The organism is Microbacterium sp. B19, from assembly GCF_000333395.1.
Lineage (GTDB): Bacteria > Actinomycetota > Actinomycetes > Actinomycetales > Microbacteriaceae > Microbacterium.
In genome coordinates, this window is record NZ_BADA01000490.1 from 1 (window position 1) to 18,415 (window position 18,415).

Annotated in this window: 19 protein-coding genes, 1 tRNA gene and 1 pseudogene; 11 read left to right on the plus strand and 10 right to left on the minus strand. The window is 70.2% G+C overall.

From position 1 onward, the window contains the following. The first annotated feature begins 163 nt into the window (after positions 1 to 163). From I5G_RS23165 to I5G_RS16875, 10 genes are all read left to right on the plus strand, one after another. Positions 164 to 742 carry an NUDIX hydrolase gene (locus I5G_RS23165; RefSeq protein WP_022880103.1) on the plus strand — a complete coding sequence of 193 codons (579 nt, stop codon included), beginning with the start codon at positions 164 to 166 and terminating at the stop codon, positions 740 to 742. 1 nt (position 743) lies between these two features. Beyond that, positions 744 to 1,673: a site-specific tyrosine recombinase XerD gene (gene xerD / locus I5G_RS16835; protein WP_022880104.1), complete on the plus strand. Its 930-nt coding sequence runs from the start codon at positions 744 to 746 to the stop codon at positions 1,671 to 1,673. An 80-nt stretch (positions 1,674 to 1,753) separates the two neighbouring features. After that, on the plus strand, positions 1,754 to 2,656 hold the full coding sequence (locus I5G_RS16840; protein WP_022880105.1) for a ParA family protein: 903 nt from the start codon (positions 1,754 to 1,756) through the stop codon (positions 2,654 to 2,656). Further along, positions 2,640 to 3,503 carry a ScpA family protein gene (locus I5G_RS16845; protein ID WP_022880106.1) on the plus strand — a complete coding sequence of 288 codons (864 nt, stop codon included), beginning with the start codon at positions 2,640 to 2,642 and terminating at the stop codon, positions 3,501 to 3,503. The genes I5G_RS16840 and I5G_RS16845 overlap by 17 nt, the downstream gene beginning before the upstream one ends. After that, positions 3,493 to 4,098 (plus strand): SMC-Scp complex subunit ScpB, encoded by a 606-nt coding sequence (gene scpB / locus I5G_RS16850; protein ID WP_022880107.1) that lies wholly within the window; start codon positions 3,493 to 3,495, stop codon positions 4,096 to 4,098. Before I5G_RS16845 ends, scpB begins: the two co-directional genes overlap by 11 nt. Further along, the gene (locus tag I5G_RS16855) at positions 4,095 to 4,856 is read left to right on the plus strand and encodes a pseudouridine synthase (protein ID WP_022880108.1); all 762 of its coding nucleotides are present in this window, start codon (positions 4,095 to 4,097) and stop codon (positions 4,854 to 4,856) included. Before scpB ends, I5G_RS16855 begins: the two co-directional genes overlap by 4 nt. Before the next feature lie 52 nt (positions 4,857 to 4,908). Next, on the plus strand, positions 4,909 to 6,042 hold the full coding sequence (locus I5G_RS16860) for a prephenate dehydrogenase (RefSeq protein ID WP_022880109.1): 1,134 nt from the start codon (positions 4,909 to 4,911) through the stop codon (positions 6,040 to 6,042). Then, positions 6,035 to 6,748: a (d)CMP kinase gene (gene cmk, locus I5G_RS16865; RefSeq protein WP_022880110.1), complete on the plus strand. Its 714-nt coding sequence runs from the start codon at positions 6,035 to 6,037 to the stop codon at positions 6,746 to 6,748. Before I5G_RS16860 ends, cmk begins: the two co-directional genes overlap by 8 nt. Further along, the gene (der, locus tag I5G_RS16870; protein ID WP_022880111.1) at positions 6,738 to 8,261 is read left to right on the plus strand and encodes a ribosome biogenesis GTPase Der; all 1,524 of its coding nucleotides are present in this window, start codon (positions 6,738 to 6,740) and stop codon (positions 8,259 to 8,261) included. The genes cmk and der overlap by 11 nt, the downstream gene beginning before the upstream one ends. Before the next feature lie 236 nt (positions 8,262 to 8,497). After that, positions 8,498 to 9,397, plus strand: coding sequence for an NUDIX hydrolase (locus tag I5G_RS16875; RefSeq protein WP_022880112.1), 900 nt, complete (start codon positions 8,498 to 8,500; stop codon positions 9,395 to 9,397). 252 nt (positions 9,398 to 9,649) lie between these two features. Here I5G_RS16875 and I5G_RS16880 read toward each other — a convergent pair whose 3' ends face one another. Both I5G_RS16880 and I5G_RS16885 read right to left on the minus strand, forming a co-directional pair. Beyond that, positions 9,650 to 10,033, minus strand: a complete 384-nt coding sequence (locus tag I5G_RS16880) for an RNA-binding S4 domain-containing protein (RefSeq protein ID WP_022880113.1) — start codon at positions 10,031 to 10,033, stop codon at positions 9,650 to 9,652. A 38-nt stretch (positions 10,034 to 10,071) separates the two neighbouring features. After that, positions 10,072 to 10,650, minus strand: a complete 579-nt coding sequence (locus tag I5G_RS16885; protein ID WP_022880114.1) for a GNAT family N-acetyltransferase — start codon at positions 10,648 to 10,650, stop codon at positions 10,072 to 10,074. 213 nt (positions 10,651 to 10,863) lie between these two features. Between I5G_RS16885 and I5G_RS16890 the strand changes: the two genes are divergently transcribed. Then, positions 10,864 to 10,937: transfer RNA gene (locus I5G_RS16890), tRNA-Pro, on the plus strand. Between the two features lie 286 nt (positions 10,938 to 11,223). On the opposite strand, the gene I5G_RS16900 is transcribed toward I5G_RS16890, so the two are convergent. From I5G_RS16900 to I5G_RS16935, 8 genes and pseudogenes are all read right to left on the minus strand, one after another. Beyond that, positions 11,224 to 12,024, minus strand: coding sequence for an ABC transporter permease subunit (locus I5G_RS16900; RefSeq protein ID WP_022880115.1), 801 nt, complete (start codon positions 12,022 to 12,024; stop codon positions 11,224 to 11,226). A gap of 38 nt (positions 12,025 to 12,062) precedes the next feature. Beyond that, positions 12,063 to 12,965 carry an ATP-binding cassette domain-containing protein gene (locus I5G_RS16905; protein WP_022880116.1) on the minus strand — a complete coding sequence of 301 codons (903 nt, stop codon included), beginning with the start codon at positions 12,963 to 12,965 and terminating at the stop codon, positions 12,063 to 12,065. Between the two features lie 366 nt (positions 12,966 to 13,331). After that, entirely contained in the window at positions 13,332 to 14,012 is a 681-nt protein-coding gene (locus I5G_RS16910) for a response regulator transcription factor (protein WP_022880117.1), read from the minus strand. Next, complete coding sequence (locus I5G_RS23170) at positions 14,009 to 15,226, minus strand: sensor histidine kinase (protein ID WP_187288870.1); 1,218 nt, start codon at positions 15,224 to 15,226, stop codon at positions 14,009 to 14,011. The genes I5G_RS16910 and I5G_RS23170 overlap by 4 nt, the downstream gene beginning before the upstream one ends. 132 nt (positions 15,227 to 15,358) lie before the next feature. Then, positions 15,359 to 16,030 (minus strand): TetR/AcrR family transcriptional regulator, encoded by a 672-nt coding sequence (locus I5G_RS23175; protein ID WP_022880119.1) that lies wholly within the window; start codon positions 16,028 to 16,030, stop codon positions 15,359 to 15,361. A gap of 32 nt (positions 16,031 to 16,062) precedes the next feature. Next, entirely contained in the window at positions 16,063 to 16,905 is an 843-nt protein-coding gene (locus tag I5G_RS16925) for a cyclase family protein (RefSeq protein WP_022880120.1), read from the minus strand. A gap of 66 nt (positions 16,906 to 16,971) precedes the next feature. Continuing rightward, positions 16,972 to 17,979, minus strand: coding sequence for a substrate-binding domain-containing protein (locus tag I5G_RS16930; RefSeq protein WP_022880121.1), 1,008 nt, complete (start codon positions 17,977 to 17,979; stop codon positions 16,972 to 16,974). A 43-nt stretch (positions 17,980 to 18,022) separates the two neighbouring features. After that, positions 18,023 to 18,415, minus strand: a pseudogene (locus I5G_RS16935) (ABC transporter permease); the annotation flags it as partial.

The window sequence follows — 18,415 nt, forward strand, 5'->3', positions numbered from 1 at the left end:
GTCGAGCTGCCGCGCGACGTGCACCCGTACTACATCGCCACCCAGGCGCACCCCGAGCTGCGGTCGCGTCCGACGCAGCCGCACCCGCTGTTCCGCGGACTCGTCGGCGCGGCGCTCGAGCGCCACCGTTCGAGCGAGCTGTTCGCCGTCGAGGAGGACTGACATGGAGTCGCTGCGCGACGAGCCCGTCGACCTGGAGGTCGTCGCCAGCGACCTCGTGTACCAGGGGGCGGTGTGGGACGTCCGGTCCGACACCGTGCGGTACGGCGACAGCGAGATGACCCGTCAGTACGTCGAGCACCCCGGCGCCGCCGCGGTCGTCGCCCTCGACGACGACGGCCGGGTCGTGCTGATCCAGCAGTACCGGCAGCCCATCAAGGAGCGCGACTGGGAGATCCCGGCGGGCCTGCTCGACGTTGCGGGGGAGCCGCCGGTCGAGACGGCGAAGCGCGAGCTGAGCGAAGAGGTCGACCTCGCGGCCGACCGGTGGCAGCACCTCGTCTCGATCCACACGACCCCCGGCGGCAATGACGAGGTCGTCCACCTCTTCCTCGCGCGCGGCCTCTCGGACGTCGAGACGGACTACGAGCGCGAGCACGAGGAATCTGACATGCGCGTCGAGCGCGTGCCCCTCGGCGACGTGATCGACGGGGTGCTCGCCGGACGTCTGCGCAACGGCATCCTCGCGACCGGNGTGCTGGCCGCCGCCGAGGTGCTGCGCCGCGAGGCCGCGTCGGCGTGACGTGAAGCTCGAGCGCGCCGTCGAGACGTACCTGCGGCACGTCGCGCTCGAACGAGGACTGTCCGACCACACCGTCGCCGCGTACCGCCGCGACTTGGGCGTCTACGCGGCCTGGCTCGCGGAGCGGGGAATCGACGACACGGATGCCGTGACCTCGGCGCTCGTCGCGGAGTTCGCCGCCGAGCGCGCCGGCGCCGAGCCGCCGCCCGCGGCGTCGTCGCTCGCGCGGCTGCAGTCGTCGGTGCGCGGCCTCCACCGGTTCCTCGTGCGCGAGGGGCGGTCCGACGACGACCCGAGCGGGCGGCTGCGTCCGCCCAAGGCGCCGCGGCGCCTCCCCAAGGCCCTGTCGATCGGGCAGGTCGAGCAGTTGCTGGATGCCGCCGGCCCGGTGCCGGGCTCGGCGGACGCGACCGCGGCCGACCCGTCGGCCGTTCGCGACCGAGCCCTGCTCGAGCTGCTGTATGCGACCGGTGCGCGCGTCTCGGAGATCGTGCAACTCGACGTGGACGACACCGCGCACGGCGACGTCCTGCGGGTGCGGGGCAAGGGCGCGAAGGAGCGCATCGTCCCCGTCGGCTCCTATGCCCGCGCCGCGGTGGAGGCGTATCTCACGCGGGTCCGGCCCGCGTGGGCGGCCAAGGGCAGGGCGACGCCGCGACTCTTCCTCGGCGTGCGCGGGGCGCCGCTGTCGCGCCAGAGCGCGTGGCTGATCATCCAGGCCGCCGCCGAGCGGGCGGGGCTCACCGCGCACGTCTCGCCGCACACGCTCCGTCACTCCTTCGCGACGCATCTGCTGCAGGGCGGCGCCGACGTCCGCGTGGTACAGGAACTCCTCGGACACGCCTCCGTCGCCACGACGCAGATCTACACGCACGTCTCGGTCGACGCCCTCCGCGACGTCTACGCCACGGCGCACCCGCGGGCGCGGTGAGCGTGGGCGGCCCGGAAGGGCCGTGCGCACCGCGTGGTCTCTCGGCGGGCGGCGGGCCGGCGGGTAGACTCGACCCCGTTATGACGAAGGCGGGAGACTCGGTGTCGGCGAGCACGAAGGGGACGGCGAACAGCGCGGACGAGGTCATTCTCGGACCCACCGGACGGCCGTATCGCGGATTCCCGACGCCCGCGAAGCTCGACAGCCACGGGCCCGCGCGCATCATCGCCCTCTGCAACCAGAAGGGCGGGGTCGGCAAGACGACGACCACGATCAACCTCGCCGCTTCGCTCGCGGGCTACGGCCGCCGCGTGCTGGCGGTGGACTTCGACCCGCAGGGCGCGCTGTCGGCGGGTCTCGGCATCCAGACGCACGACGTCCCCACGATCTACGACCTGCTGCTCGACACCAAGCGCGACCCGCGCGAGGCGATCGTGCGCACGCGCGTCGAAGGCCTCGACCTGATCCCGGCCAACATCGACCTGTCGGCCGCCGAGGTGCACCTCGTCAACGAGGTGGCGCGCGAGACGATCCTCGCCCGGGTTCTCCGCAAGGTCGCCGCCGACTACGACGTCGTTCTCGTCGACTGCCAGCCGTCGCTCGGCCTCCTCACCGTCAACGCGCTCACCGCCGCGCACGGCGTGCTGATCCCGCTCGAGTGCGAGTTCTTCGCGCTGCGCGGCGTCGCGCTCCTCATCGAGACGATCGACAAGGTGCGCGACCGGCTCAACCCCGCCATCGAACTCGACGGCGTCCTGGCCACGATGTACGACCCGCGCACGCTGCACTCGCGTGAGGTGCTGGAGCGCGTGGTCGAGGCGTTCGGCGACGACGTCCTCGAAACGGTCATCGGGCGCACGGTGAAGTTCCCGGATGCCTCGGTCTCGGGCATGCCGATCACGGAGTTCGCGCCCGAGCACGCCGCCGCGCAGGCCTACATGCGGTTGGCGCGGGAGCTGGTCGCCCGTGGCGCCGTCGCCTGACGACAGCTCGCCCGCCACGACGCCGGACGGCGCCGACTCCGCCGTCGACGCGACCGCCGCGCCCGACACCGGGTTCCGCGTCTCGCTGCCCGTCTTCGACGGCCCCTTCGACCTGCTGCTGAACCTCATCTCGGCGCACGAGCTCGACATCACCGAGGTCGCGCTCAGCCGCGTCACCGACGAGTTCATCGCGTACCTCCGGGCGCTCGGTCCCGCGGGCGATCTGGACGAGGCATCCGAATTCCTCGTCGTCGCGGCGACGCTGCTCGACATGAAGATCGCCGGGCTCCTGCCGCAGGGGGAGCTCGTGGATGCCGAGTCCGTGGCGCTCCTCGAAGCGCGCGACCTGCTCTTCGCGCGCCTGCTGCAGTACCGGGCGTTCAAGGAGGTTTCCGCGTGGTTCGCGCGCTGCCTGCAGCGGGAGGACCGGCGCCACACGCGGAACGTGCGGCTGGACGAGAAGTACCGCAGCGCCGTCCCGGAGCTCGTGTGGACGCTCAGCGCCGAGGACTTCGCGGCGCTCGCCGTCGTCGCGCTCGCACCGAAGCAGCCGCCGACGGTCGGTCTCGACCACCTGCACGCGCCGCTCGTGAGCATCCGCGAGCAGGCCGCGATCGTCGTGACACTGTTGCGCGGGTCGGGGGCATTGAACTTCCGCGACCTCGTCGCCGGAGTGACGCAGACCGGGGTGGTCGTGGCGCGGTTCCTCGCGATCCTCGAGCTGTACCGCCACGCCGCGCTGTCGTTCGAGCAGCTCGAACCGCTGGGGGAACTGACCCTGCGCTGGACCGCCGAGAGGTGGTCGGAAGAGAACCTCGCCGCCCTGGGAGCCGACTATGACCGATGACCCGCAGGCCCCGATCCCGGCTCCACGGCCGAACGACACGGCATCCGTCGCCCGTCGGCTCGAGGCGATCCTGCTGATCCTCGACGAGCCGCAGAGTCTCGTGTCGCTCGCGGCGGCCGTCGCGGCCCCGGTCCCGGCCGTGCGTCAGGCCATCGAGGGTCTCGTCGCCGACTACGACGGCGAAACCGGCGGACCCCGCCGCGGCTTCGAGCTGCGCGAGGTCGGGGGCGGGTGGCGACTCTACGTCCGTGAGGAGTACGACGACGTCGTGGGCGAGTTCGTCAACACGCAGGCGCCCTCGCGCCTGTCGCAGGCGGCGCTCGAGACCCTGGCCGTCATCGCGTACAAGCAGCCCGTGACGCGGGGGCAGGTGGCATCCATCCGCGCGGTGAACGTGGACTCGGTCGTGCGCACGCTGCTCGCCCGCGGGCTCATCACCGAGGTCTTCACCGACCCGGACACGGGGGCGATCCACTACGGGACCACCGACCAGCTGCTGGTCAACCTGGGCATCAACTCGCTCGACGAGCTGCCCCACATCTCGCCGTTGCTCGACGACGGCGCGGACGGATTCGACGGAGAGGTGCTCAGATGAGCGAAGAGGGCGTACGCCTGCAGAAGGTGCTCGCGAACGCGGGGGTCGCGTCACGTCGCGTGTCGGAGGAGATGATCGTCGCCGGGCGCGTGCGCGTGAACGGCGCCGTGGTCACCGAGCTCGGCTCGCGGATCGACCCGGAGACCGACCTCGTCGACGTCGACGGCACGGCGATCCAACTGGACACGTCCAAGCGGTACGTGATCCTGAACAAGCCGACCGGCGTGGTCAGCTCGATGAGCGACGACCGCGGACGCCCCGACCTCCGCCGCTTCACGAAGGACTGGGACGAGCGTCTGTTCAACGTCGGACGCCTGGATGCCGACACTTCGGGGCTCCTCGTCCTGACCAACGACGGCGACCTCGCCCACGTGCTCGCGCACCCCTCGTTCGGCGTGACGAAGGTCTACATCGCGAAGGTCGACGGGCAGGTGCTGCCGCAGACGATCCAGCGACTGATCAAGGGCGTGGAACTCGAGGACGGGCGGATCGCGGCCGACAAGGCGCGGCTGCTCGACTCGTCGCGCGGGGAGAGCCTGGTCGAGCTGACGCTGCACTCGGGGAAGAACCGGATCGTGCGGCGCATGATGGCGGAGGTCGGGCACCCGGTCGTCGAACTCGTTCGGCGGCAGTTCGGACCGCTTCACCTGGGAACTCTCCCGGTGGGGAAGGCCCGCGAGTTGACTACAGTAGAACGTGGCGCACTGCTCACGCTGTCTCGTCGAGACGGCGACACTCCGGCCGCTCCGGCCGAGTGACCCCCGGGCGCCGCGCGGTGCGAACGCCACCGCCAGGGCAGCAGGAGACCCGATGATCGAACCGAACGGAACGTCCGCGCGCGCGGAGGCGCCGTTGGCGACCCGAACGAGCGGCACGGTCCGCGTCGTCGGGTCGGGCCTGCTCGGGGCGAGCGTCGGCCACGCGCTCACCGCTCTCGGCGTCGACGTGGTGCTGTCGGACACGTCGCCGTCGCAGCTGCGTCTCGCGATCGACTACGGCGCCGGGCGCGCCGAGCGGGAGGACGACCGTCCGTCGCTCATCGTCGTCGCCGTGCCGCCGGACGTCGTCGCGGACGTCGTGCAGCGCGAACTCGCGGCCTACCCGGATGCCGTCGTCACCGACGTCGCGAGCGTCAAGCTCGAGCCGCTGCGCACGCTCCGCGCGCGCGGCGTCGACCTCACGCACTACATCGGATCGCACCCGATGGCCGGACGCGAGCGCGGGGGAGCGATCTCCGCCCGCGCCGACATCTTCGTCGGGCGACCCTGGGTGGTCTGCCGCGACAGCGAGACGTCGGCCCACGACCTGTCGCTCGTCGAGGGCCTGGCCCTCGACCTCGGCGCGACGCTCATCGAGATGACGCCCGAGGAGCACGACGAGTCCGTCGCGCTCATGTCGCACGTCCCGCAGCTCGTCGCGAGTCTGCTCGCGGGTCGCTTCGTCTCGGCCCCCGACGGGTCCCTGCGACTCGCGGGACAGGGCGTGCGCGACACCACCCGCATCGCGGCATCCGCTCCCGAACTGTGGGTGCAGATCCTGGGCGCCAACGCGGCCCCCGTGGTCGAGGTGCTCGACGAGCTCGCCGCCGACCTCGCGGATGTCGCCGCGGCGCTCCGCGACCCCGACGCGCCCGGTGCCCGCCGGGCCGTGGCCGACACGATCCGCCGCGGCAACGAGGGCGTGGAGCGCCTGCCGGGCAAGCACGGCCAGAACCGCCGGTTTGACACCTTCGTCGTCATGGTCGACGACACCGCCGGGCAGCTCGGCCGCCTCTTCGGCGAGCTGGGCGAACTCGACGTCAACGTCGAAGACCTGCGTCTCGAGCACTCGCCGGGGGCACCCTTCGGCCTGGCCGAGATCAGTGTCGTCCCCGACGCCGTCCACCGAGCCGTCGACGGGCTCCAGCAGCGCGGATGGCGGATTGCGAGCACCACCCATGACTGAACCCCTCACCAAGCCCCCGGCCGTCGTCCCCGTCGCCGTCGTCGCGATCGACGGCCCCGCCGGCAGCGGCAAGTCCAGCGTCTCGAAGGCCGTGGCCACGCGCCTCGGTTTCGGGTTCCTCGACACGGGCGCTGCCTACCGCGCCCTCGCCTGGCACGCGCTCGAGCACGGCAGTGACACCTCGGATGCCACCGCGGTGCTCGAGGTCTTCGGCGACTTCGACTACGCCATCTCGCTCGACCCGGCCGACCGGTGGGTCCGCGTGGGCGGCACCGACGTGACCACCGCGATCCGCGAGCCCCGCGTGACGGATGCCGTGAGCGGTGTGGCCCGCGTCCCCGCCGTGCGGCAGGCCGTGAACGACCTGTTCCGCCGGCTCGTGGCATCCTCGGGTCTGCGCGGTGTCGTGGTCGAGGGCCGCGACATCACCACGGTCGTGTACCCCGATGCGCCGGTGCGCATCCTTCTGACCGCGGCGCCCGAGGTGCGCGCCGCCCGTCGCAGCGCCGAGCTGACCTCGCAGGACGCCGCGGCTGTCGCCGCCGCGCTGCACAAGCGCGACGCCGCAGACTCCACGGTCGTCGACTTCCTCACCGCCGCCGCCGGCGTGCAGGTCGTCGACTCGACCCACCTCGATTTCGAACAGACCGTCGACGCCGTGTTGGACGTCGTCGACTCCACGATGGGAGCCCGCGATGGGCGTTGACGACGAGTACGAAGGCGGGCCCGACCAGCTCGCCGAGAAGATGGCCGAGCTCGACGAGGTCCTGGCCGAACAGCGCGCGCAGGCGCTGCGCGCCGGCCTCGAGGACTTCGACCTCGACGAGGAGGATGCCGCGCTCCTGGCGGGGCTGGCCTCGGGCGAGGACGGCATCGAGTTCCTGCCGGCGCTGCCGGTCGTGGCGATCGTGGGGCGTCCGAACGTCGGGAAGTCGGCGCTCGTGAACCGCATCCTCGGCCGCCGCGAGGCCGTCGTCGAGGACACCCCGGGCGTCACCCGCGACCGGGTGACGTACAAGGCCGAGTGGCTCGACCGGCGCTTCTCGCTCGTCGACACCGGCGGCTGGGAGCCCGACGCGAAGGGCATCGACCGCTCGGTCGCCGCGCAGGCCGAGGTCGCGATCGACCTCGCCGACGTCGTCCTGTTCGTCGTGGATGCCACGGTGGGCGCCACCGCGACCGACGAGCACGTCGTACGGCTGCTGCGCAAGACGAAGAAGCCCGTGTTCCTCGTGGCCAACAAGGTCGACGACGCCCGCCAGGAGCCCGAGGCCGCAGCCCTGTGGAACCTGGGTCTCGGCGAGCCGCACCCCGTTTCGGCCATCCACGGCCGCGGGGTCGCCGACCTCCTCGACGAGCTCATGAAGGTGCTGCCCGAGATCTCGGCGGTCGCCAAGTACGAGATCGGTGGCCCTCGTCGCGTCGCGATCCTGGGACGACCGAACGTGGGCAAGTCGTCGCTGCTGAACAAGGCGGCGGGTGAAGAGCGCGTCGTCGTGAACGAGCTCGCCGGCACGACCCGCGACCCGGTGGACGAGGTCGTCGAGCTCGGCGGCAAGCTCTGGACCCTCGTCGACACCGCCGGCATCCGTCGTCGGGTGCACCTGCAGCAGGGCGCCGACTTCTACGCGTCGCTGCGCACCTCGACCGCGCTGGAGAAGTCCGAGGTGGCCGTCGTCGTGCTCGACGTCTCGCAGTCGATCAGCGTGCAGGACCTCAACATCATCGACCTCGTGCTCGAGTCGGGGCGCGCGCTCGTGCTGGCGTTCAACAAGTGGGACCGTCTCAACGACGACGACATGGAGAACGCCGACCGCCGCCGCTACCTCGAGCGCGAGATCGAGCAGGACCTCGCGCACGTGACGTGGGCGCCGCGTGTGAACATCTCCGCGCGCACCGGCCGTCACCTCGACAAGCTCGTGCCGGCGCTCGAGACGGCGCTGGAGTCGTGGGATCAGCGCATCCCGACCGGCAAGTTCAACGCGTTCCTCGCCGAACTCGTCGCCGAGCACCCGCACCCGCTGCGCGGTGGAAAGCAGCCGCGCATCCTGTTCGGGACGCAGGCGTCGACGCGTCCGCCGACATTCGTGCTGTTCACGACCGGGTTCCTCGACCCGGGCTACCGCCGGTTCATCCAGCGGCGCCTGCGCGAGATCTACGGCTTCGAGGGCACCCCGATCGTGCTCAACATGCGGATCCGCGAGAAGCGCCAGCGCTGAGTCGACACGCGAACGCCCCGGTCTTCGGCCGGGGCGTTTGTGCTGTCCGGACGGCACTGGCCGCGAGACTGCAGTGGGCTGACAATTCGGTTGCAGGCTGCGTGGGGTTTGTCAGGCGGATGCAGTTTCGGCGATCGGGTGCGCCGCCGGGGGCCCTCGGGTGTCGGGTCGACGATTCTGGCCTCATGTGACGCCGACGGGCAGTGAGGGGTCCGGGCTGTGCCAGGCTGGGGAGGATGACAATCCAACCCCCGGCCCCCGGTGAGCCGCGGCGCCCGCACGGGCCCCGCGACCCCGGCGACGCGTGGGTCGAAGCGCCCACGGGCGAGCGGTACTGGGGGCGATTCGGTGCCGCGGGATTGCTCGCGGTCGACGCCCAGCGCGGCGTGCTGTTGCAGCACCGCGTGTCGTGGAGTCACTTCGGTGACACGTGGGCGCTCCCCGGCGGAGCGCGGCACCAGGGTGAGTCCGCCCGTGATGGCGCGCTGCGCGAGTCGGCGGAGGAGGCGGGTGTCCCCGTGGATGCCGTGCAACCCCGGTTCGAGAGCGTCCTGGACCTTGGCATCTGGTCGTACTCGACGCTCGTCGCCGACGTGACGACGCCGTTCGAACCCGTGATCAGCGACCCGGAGAGCGTGGCGCTGGAATGGGTGCCGGTCGAGGACGTGGCATCTCGTCCGTTGCACCCGGGATTCGCGGCCGCGTGGCCGAAGCTGCGCGAGGCTCTGGGGGTGCGCCCGGCCGTGATCGTCGACGTCGCGAACGTCGTGGGGTCGGTGCCGGACGGATGGTGGAAGGACCGCGCCGGAGCCGCATCCCGGTTACTCGCCCAGCTGTCACAGCTCGCGACGCAAGGTGTGGATGCCGAGCAACTCGGTCTTTCGGCGACGCGCTGGTTCCCGTTCGTCGCGGCGGTGCTCGAGGGGGACGCGCGCGCGGCGGAGCAGGTCGATCACGTCGATGTGGTCCGGGCGCCCGGTTCGGGGGACGACGAGATCGTCGCGGTCGCGCATCGGTTGATCGAGTCGCGGAATCCTGTCGTGGTCGTGACCAGCGACCGGGGGCTCGCGGCGCGCGTGGAGGAGCTCGGGGCGTCGGTGCGCGGGGCGCGGTGGCTGCGGGAGCAGTTGGGCTGAGTCCGGCGGTGGCTGCGGCCGTGGGTCGGCGATCCGCGGTCACTCGGTGGGAGTGGGCGGTCTCGGACTGAGGTTGCGCGGATCGCTGATCTTGTGCGGATCGCTGAGGTTGTGACTCGCGGGGCGAGTGCGGCCGTCGGTCAGTGATCTGCACTCGCTCAGTCGCGCAGGACGGAGTTGGGCTGAGGTTGTGCGGATCGCTGAGGTTGTGCAGGACCGGGTGAGCGCGGCAGTCGCGGAGGGTCTCCGGGCTCAGCCGAGGTCGCGGCCGCGCAGCTTCTCGATCTCGCGGCGGTCGCGCTTGGTCGGACGGCCTGCGCCGCGGTCGCGCACCGGCACGAACGGCATGCTCTCGCGGGGCGGCGGCGGGGGAGTGCGGTCGTCGGCCGCCTCGGCGACGAGAGCCGCGCCGACGCGCTTCGCGATGGTCTTCTTCACGACGAGGATGCGGTCGAAGCCCTGGATCCGCACGCGCAGCTCGTCACCCGGGCGCACGGGCTGGGCGGCCTTCGCGCGCTCGCCGTTGACGCGCACGTGCCCTGCGCGGCACGCCGTGGTCGCGGCGGACCGGGACTTATAGACGCGAATGGCCCACAGCCACGCGTCGACGCGCGCGGTGGGTGTGGCATCCGTCATCGAGGCTCCTTCGGGAACCTCCATCGTAGGTCGGGGGATCAGTCGCGGAGCGTGAGGGACACGAGCGCGCGGTCGGGCTTCGGCCGGTCGATGACGGTGAAGCCCGCCTCCTCGAAGACGGCGACCGTACCGCGGAAGAGCTGATTCGACGACCTCTTCGCGGCGGTGGGATCGAGCGGGTACCCCTCGACGACGCGGGCACCGCCGTCACGGGCGGCTTCGACCGCGGCATCCAGGAGGCTCTTCATCAGCCCGCCGCCCCGGTGCGCCGTGCGGACCACGAAGCACGTCACCGCCCAGACGGAGGGGTCGTCGAGCGGTTCCGGAGTGGATGCCGTGACGTCGCGCGTCCGCGCGAGCCGGGGCTGCGCGGTGCGCGGGCCGACGCGGACCCAACCGGCCGGCTCGCCGTCGACGTAGGCGATGAGCCCGGGTGGGAGGTCGTCGTCGAGTTCGGTGCGGAACATCTCGGTGCGTTCGGCGACCGACGCGTCCTTCCACGGACCGTTCGGCAGCAGCCACCACTGGCACTGGCACTCGGGCCCGTCGCCGCTGTCGAGCGCGCGCTCGGCGTCGTCGAAGCGTTCGCCGGTGGCAGGGAGGATCTCGATGGCCATGCCGCGACCGTAGCGAGGGGGTCGGACACGGGCAAGGGATGCCGTGGGGGTTGCGGCGGTCGATCGCGCCATGTTGCATGACCGGAGCGTCCGGCCACCACTTCGGCGCGCGACGGAACGGATGCCGGGCGCCCGGCACACGCCCGGGACGGCGCCGGTTCGCGGGACGTGCGTGGAGCGGGTAAGATAATCGAGTTGCCCGCTCGCGGGCGACGGGATGTGGCGCAGCTTGGTAGCGCACTTGACTGGGGGTCAAGGGGTCGCAGGTTCAAATCCTGTCATCCCGACAGAAAAGCCCCGACGAGAATACGTTTCTCGTCGGGGCTTCGTCGTTCGTGTCGGTGGTCGGGGGAGTCCGTGCCGGCCGGGACCTGTGGTCCAGGTTGTGCGCGAGGAGCACCGCGTGGACGCGGTCGCGGACGCCGAGCTTGAGGAGGAAAGCGCTGGTCCCGGCGCGGAGGCTTCCGAAGGCATGCGCGTCCGCCATGACACCCGTGAATCAGCTCCTTTCGCCTCGTACGCGATGGGCGACACCGGGAATGTCTCGCACGGCACAGGCGAAGCCTCGCAGTCTCAGGCGTCCCGGCGGCGGAGCACGATCGCCGCGACGAGGGCGAGCACGAGCGTCCACGCAAAAAGGATCAGGTATCCGGTCCACGGGCCCAGGGCGTTGGGATCCGTCTGGGCGAGCAGCTGTGAGCCGGCCTGGATCGGGAAGAACCTCGTGACCTCGGCTCCGTCGGCGCTCACCATCTGCGGGATGATCGGGATGACGAGCAGCAGTGCGAGGACGCTGAGAACACTCGCGACGACGTTGCGGATGAGCGCGCCCAGGGCGATTCCGATGACGCTCAGCGTCGCCAGATACAGACCCGAACCCACGATGAGCCGAAGTGCGACGTCTATGGGCAACTCATAGCCGTATCCGCCGGTCGCGAGGATCGCCGGAGCGACGGCGAAACCGATTCCCGCCGACAATACGCCGACGACGAGTGCCACGACTGCCACGATGAGAGCTTTCGCTGCCAGGACGGGTGTGCGACGCGGGACGGCGAGGAACGTCGCCTTGATCTGTCCGGAGCGGTACTCGTTGGTGACGAGGAGAGCGGCGAGCAGCACGAGGATGATGCCGAGGTAGCCGGTCTTGTCGACGATCATCTCGGGGTACGCGTCGTAATCCGCCTGTGCGGAGGAGCGGTCACGGAACACATACGCCCAGGGCATCAACACCGCGTTCGCGATCACGAGCGCGAACGTGAACCCGGAGATCAGGAGGTTGGAGGTCAGGCCGCGGAACTTGATCCACTCGGATCGGACGGTCCCCGCAAAGGTGACCCCGCGTGCGGTGGTGCGGATGGGGGCGTTGGTGGTCATGGCGGATCTCCTCGGATGAAGGGGGCGGTGCGGCGGCGTCAGGCGGAGGTGTACTCGATCGCTTCTCGGGTGAGCGCGTTGTATGCGTCCTCCAGCGTCTGCTTCAGTGGCGTGAGTTCGGTGAGCAGGATGCCGGCGTCGCGTGCGGTGACCGCGATCTGCTCCGCCGTGAGGCCTTCGATCTCCAGGGTGTCGTTCGCGGTTGAGACGGTCGTCACTCCCTCCGCCGCGACGCGGCTCGCCAGCGTCGCGGACTGTGCCGAACGGACTCTGACCCGCTCGGTGCCGCCGTCGGTGAGCGCGCCGATCGGGGCATCGGCGATGATCCTGCCGCGACCGATGATGATGACGTGATCGGCGATCAACGCCAGCTCGCCCAACAAGTGGGAGGAGAGGAACACCGTGCGCCCTTCGTCGGCCAGGCGGCGCAGCAGCGAGCGCACCCAGGTGACCCCCTCGGGGTCCAGGCCGTTGACCGGCTCGTCCAGAATCAGCGTGCCCGGGTCCCCCAGCAGCGAGGCGGCGATGCCAAGACGCTGCCCCATTCCGAGCGAGAAGCTGCCCACCTGGCGTGCGGCGACGCTGGTGAGTCCTGTCGCTTCCAGTACTTCCTCCACCCGCATGCGCGGAATCCGATGCGTCACGGCGAGCGAGTCGAGAAAGTTCCTGGCCGTGCGAGAGCGATGCGCAGCTTTCGCCTCCAGGAGAGCGCCGACGCTCGACAACGGAGCTCGATGTTCGACGTACCGGCGGCCGTCGATGAGTGCGAATCCGCTGGTCGGATGGTCCAGGCCGACGATCGACCGCATGGTGGTGGACTTTCCCGCCCCGTTGGGGCCGAGAAACCCTGTCACCTTTCCTGCTTCCACGGTGAATGTCGCATCCTTCACCGCGTAGCGGTCGCCGTAGCGCTTGGTCAGTCCGTCGACCTGAATGGTCATGTCCGCTCCTGCTCTGTGGTCGCGTCTCTGGAATCGACGTTAGGAATCCCGTCGCCCCGGGCACACCAACCACGGTGGGCAATCGGCCATCCCTTCAGCCCCACCCGTGGTTGGTGTCGGCGCGCCGGGAGGGTGCGGCGATGGACCACGCCAGACGTCAGCAGGCCACCGCTCCCGTTCTGATAGCGGTCATCGGATCGGCCCTGGTGGCGGCGGCGCTCACCTTCTTCCCCCGGCCGTCATCGAACGGTCGAGTGCCGCGTATACGAGTGGCGAGACGACTGCGGCGCTCCGGGATGGATGGTGTGCTCGCGCGGCGGAGTCTCGAGCGGCGAAGGTTCCGCCGACGGGCTCAGATGCGGAGGATCACGCGTCGATACCGTGACGGTGGGCGTAGATGATGGCTTGTGCCCGATCACGGAGGTTGAGCTTGCTGAACACGCGGTTGATGTGGCTCTTCACCGTCGCGGGAGACAGATGAAGCGCCGCGCAGATCTCGGAGTTGGAAAGCCCCTGCGCGATCGCACGGAGAACCTCGAACTCTCTGCGCGTCAGGACGTTCGCTGCGTCCCCCGCGGCCGATCGAACGGCCGTGCCCGTCGGTGCGTTTCGATTCGTGTACACATCGATCAGGTGCCTCGTGATCCGGGGCTCGACGATTGCCTCTCCGGCGGCCACCGTGCGAACTGCCTGTGCGAGAAGTTCGGGGGTCGTGCTCTTCAGCAGGAAGGCGCTGGCCCCCGCGTCGAGACCTCCGAAAGCGTATTCGTCGATGTCGAAGGTCGTGAACACGATCACACGCGTGTCCGCGTTGGCGTGGGTGATGAGGCGGGTGGCTTCGATTCCGCCGATACCGGGCATGCGGACATCCATGAGGACGACGTCGGGGTTTAGTGTCGCGGCAAGGTCGACCGCCTGTTCACCGGACTCGGCCTCAGCGACCACGACGATATCTTCGGTGGCGTCGAGGACCAGCGCATTCCCCTTTCTGATGAGCGGTTGATCATCCACGACGAGGACGCGGATGGGAGTGGGCGTGGCGGTCACTCGGATCGCCCCCGTCGGCTGTTCGGCGTCTCCAGGACGACGGCGACGCGCCAGCCTCCCGTGTCGAGCTCGCCCGTCGTGCTGGTGCCGTTGTAGGTCTTCGCCCGTGCTGCAATGCCGAGAAGCCCCCGCCCCGAGCCGTGACTGGGCCGTGCCGCGTCGCGGGGGGAGCCGCTGTCGACCACGGCGATCTCGACTCGGCGGTGGTGTCGGGTGAGAGCGACGTCGACCTTGGTCGCGTGGGGAGCGTAACGAAGCACGTTGGTGAGGCTTTCTTGGACGATGCGGTAGACGGTCATGGAGAAAGCGGTGTCGGGAGGGAGGGGTGAACCGCTTCTGGTGAATGTGATCGGAAGGCCCGTCGCCCGGAAGGTTTCGATCAGGTCCTCGAGGCTGGGGAGGTTGTGACCGGATGCCAGAAGGTCGTCGGCCGAATCGGCCGCGTCGTCTTGCAGCATCTGCAGAATTCGGCGCATGTCGACGAGAGCTGTTCGTCCCACATCGGTGAGGTCTCGGAGCGCCTCAGTTGCTCGCTCCGGATGCTTGTGCCAAGCGCTCGAAGCGCCGTTGGCGAGTGCGATCATCACCGAGAGGGAGTGGGCGACGACGTCGTGCATCTCAGCCGTGATCCGTGTGCGTTCGGTGAGCCTCGCGTTGTCGAGCCTCTGATTGATCAACTCGGCGAGTGCTTCGCGTTGTTCACGCTGACTGCGGACGGCCACCCCGACAGCGAGCGCGAGCAGGGCGAACAGGTCGAGGAGTACGGGGGAGAAGGCGGTACGGGTGCTCATGCCGAGAAGGGCGGCTGAGATCGCTGGTACCGCGACGCCGATCGCGTAGCCCACGATCGCTCGTTTGAGAGGCTGAGTGCTGGCCACGGAATAGAGCGCGAAGACGAACGGGATGTTCTGATAGCCCGCACCGGGATGGAGGATGGAGCCGGCGCTGCTCAGAGCCACTACGACAGTCAGGACCGTCAGCGGGTGGCTGCGCCGCCAGAGCAGCGCGATCGAGGCCAGCAGGATCGCGACATACGCCGTCCAGTCGCCGCCGGCACCGATCAGCGTCAACACAACGCCTTGGACGCTGACACACGCGAGAACGGCAACCCCATCGAGCACGCGCGGGTGGGCAGCCAACCACCGTCGGGGCATCCACCTGCTTCGTGTCAGCTCGTGGGCCTCCAACGTGAGGGCGTTGTCACTGTCGGTCACCTTGGTCCCGTCGCCGGCGTCACATCCCATTCTGCTCGATGCGGTCTCCCACCAGGGGTTGAGTTTTGATCACCAACCGCGGGCTGAGGATACGGTGAGGGTTGATGGGGATGCGGGCCCGCGCTCACCAGGTCAGACCGACTCCACCTCGGGCGTCGAGGAAGCGGCATCCGCCTCGATCTCTTCGTCGGTGAGGGGCTCGACGAGGACCTGCGCGAGGGCGGCGCGGAAGCGCTCGGCCATGTTGACCTGGTCGGGCCAATAGAGGTACTGCACCTGGAGGCCGTCGAGGAGCGAGACGAGATCGATGTCGATCGTGCCGACGTCGACGCCGGGACGCAGCTGGCCCTTGGCGCGGAGGTCGAGGAAGGCCTCGCGGATCCAGCCCTTGGTGCGTTCGTACCGGTGGGCGAAGTACGAGTGCGCCGGGTGGTTCGGGGCGATCGCCTCGGCCGAGAGGACGGCGAAAAGGTTGATGATGCCGGGCTGTGCGGCGTTGGCGAGGACGAGCCGCACCATGCGGATCAGGAAGTGCCGTCCGTCGCGTCCGGGCGGCCAGCTGTCCTGGAAGAACCGCGCGCGGTTGAGCTCGTCGCGGCGCCCGAGGACGGCCTCGAGGAGCGCCTCCTTGGTCGGGAAGTGGTGAAGGAGCCCGGCGCGCGTGACGTCGCAGTCGTCGGCGATCTGCTTCATGGTCGTGTTCCAGTACCCCACGGTGCCGAAGGCGACGAAAGCGGCATCCATGATCGCCTCTTTGCGCGCGATGCCGGGTGCGTATTGGGCGGGGCGTCTGCTGGCGGCCATGACACTCATTCTCCGGGGTGTGGGGTGGGCGATCAGAACAGCGCGAGCGGGTTCACCGGCGAACCGGACGCGCCCGGAAGGGGGAGCGGGGCGAGGACCGAGACGAACTCCCACCGTCGGCGCTCGCGGCATTCGGCGCTGACGCGATCGAGATCCGCGAAGTCGACGAGCGGCACGCGCAGCGAGGTGAGGAGCAGGACGTGCCACGGGACGGGGATTTCCGCGACCTCGCTCGGGAACGGGTCCATCCCGGCGTCGGTGACGATCGCGGCGGGAGCCCAGGAGGCGACCCGTTCCGCGCACGCGAAGCTCACGCCGGGGGCGGCTTCGTCCGCGACCTCGGCGGACGGCGTGCGGGGCGCGGCATCCGTCGTCCGTCGGAGGCGGATCCAGACCGTATCGCCGGGATGGATGCCGACCCGCTGGGCGTCGAGGGCGTCGTCGAGCATCAACGGGGTCGCGGCCTCGCCGGGGCGGATACTGCGACCGAGCAGCGCGGGGAGGTCGATGAGAACGCCGCGGCCGACGATGCCGTCGCGCAGGGCGCGCACGTCGTCCGAGGGCGCGAGGCCGGGACGACCGAAGTGCGACAGCGCGTCGATGTGCGTCATCGCGGCAGACCCGTGCACGTCGAGCGAGATCCGGTCGTTCAGGGCGTGCCAGGTCTCGGCGCGGTCCACCCACTGCTCGAGGCGGAAAGCCCGCTCGTCGTCGCCGGCCGGGGGCGGGGCGGCCGCGCTGACGCTCACCCCGGTGAGGGGGAGACCCTCGATCCCCGACGCGGGGTGTCGCGGAGTGTCGCGCGATCCCGCGGCCCGCTGGAGGAGCCGCTCGAACTCGTCACGCGTGAACGAGGCGCGAGGGGTGCGCGACATGGGTCCTCCGAACGGGTCGTGGGGCGCTGACCAGGTCAGCGCCCCACTCGGAATTGTGGCAGCGACTCAGCAGCTCGCCTTGTAGAGGAAGCCGGCGTTCTCGGGCGAACCGACGGTGTCCTTGGTCAGCACCTTGTTGGGCACGGCGACGGTGCCGTCGGGGGAGACGGCCCCGCCGTCGGGGTGCGCCTGCAGGTAGTCGACCAGCGCGTCGATCGACTTCGCCCCGATGTCGGTCGGGTTCTGCGCGATGAGGGCCGTGATCGTCCCGGCCTTCAGCGCGTCGACCTCACCGGGCACGGCGTCGAACGCGACCAGCGCGATCTGACCGGCCTTGCCCGCCTGCGAGATGGCGGCGGCCGCGCCGAGGCCGTCGGGGCCGTCGGCCGCGATGATGAGCTTCAGGTCGGGGTGCGCCAGGATCAGCGACGACACGGTCGTCGTGGCCTTGTTGACGTCGAAGCCGCTGTACTCGGTCGGGAGGGCGGCGAGTTCGGGGTGCGCCTTGGTGACGGCGTCGACGAACGGCTGCGTGCGCTGCTCGAGCGGCGGGATGCCGGGAGCACCGCCGAGGAACACCATCGACCCTCCGCCGGCGGGGATCAGGTCGGCGATGTCGGCGGCGAGGGGAGCGGTGTCCGTGTCGCTGTAGATGGACTTGTACTCCGCCTGCGGTTCGCTCGGCGAACCCGTGACGACGGGCACGCCCTTGCTCATCAGGTCGGTGTACTGCGCGAGGAACTGGTTGTTGTTGAACGGGGTGACGAGGATGCCGTTGGGCTGCGTCAGCGTCGCGGTCTGGAAGTTCGTGGCCAGCGCGTTCGCGTCCGTGTTGGTGGTGTTGTACGTCTTCAGTTCCACTCCGCGCGTCTTCGCCTGTGCTTCGGCCGCACACGAGATGGTCGCGAAGAACGGGTCGGAGGTGTTCGGGAGGACGGCGGCGAGGCGGATGTCGGTCGCGCCGGATCCGCTGGCGGAAGGCGTCGAGGACGCACTGCAGCCGGTCAGCGCGGCGGCGGCGGTGACCGTCACGGCAGCGGCGGCCAGGATTCGGGTGGAGAAGGAAGGGGACATCGTTGGCTCCTGTGGGCTCTTTCGGGTGAGGGGTGGGAAGGGGTCAGGGGGTGGTCCGGCGGCTACGTCGGAGCGAGGCGAACCGGTCGAGCAGGACGGCGATCAGGAGAACGGCACCGACGACGATGAGCTGCCAGAACGACGAGACGCCGAGCAGGACGAGACCGGATTGCAGGATGATCGCCAGGGCCGCGCCCCACAGCGTCCCCGTGATCGAGATGTAGCCGCCCTCGAGGAGCGTGCCGCCGATCACCGCGGCGGTCACGGCGCCGAGGGCGTCGTTCGCGTGCCCGGCGATGGCGGTGGATCCGAAGCGCGAGAGGTCGATGAACCCCGCGAGTCCGGCGAGGGCGCCGCCGAGCAGCGCCAGCGTGATGAGGTAGGTGCGGACCCGGATGCCGGCACGTTCGGCCGACGGTCGTGATGAGCCGATCGC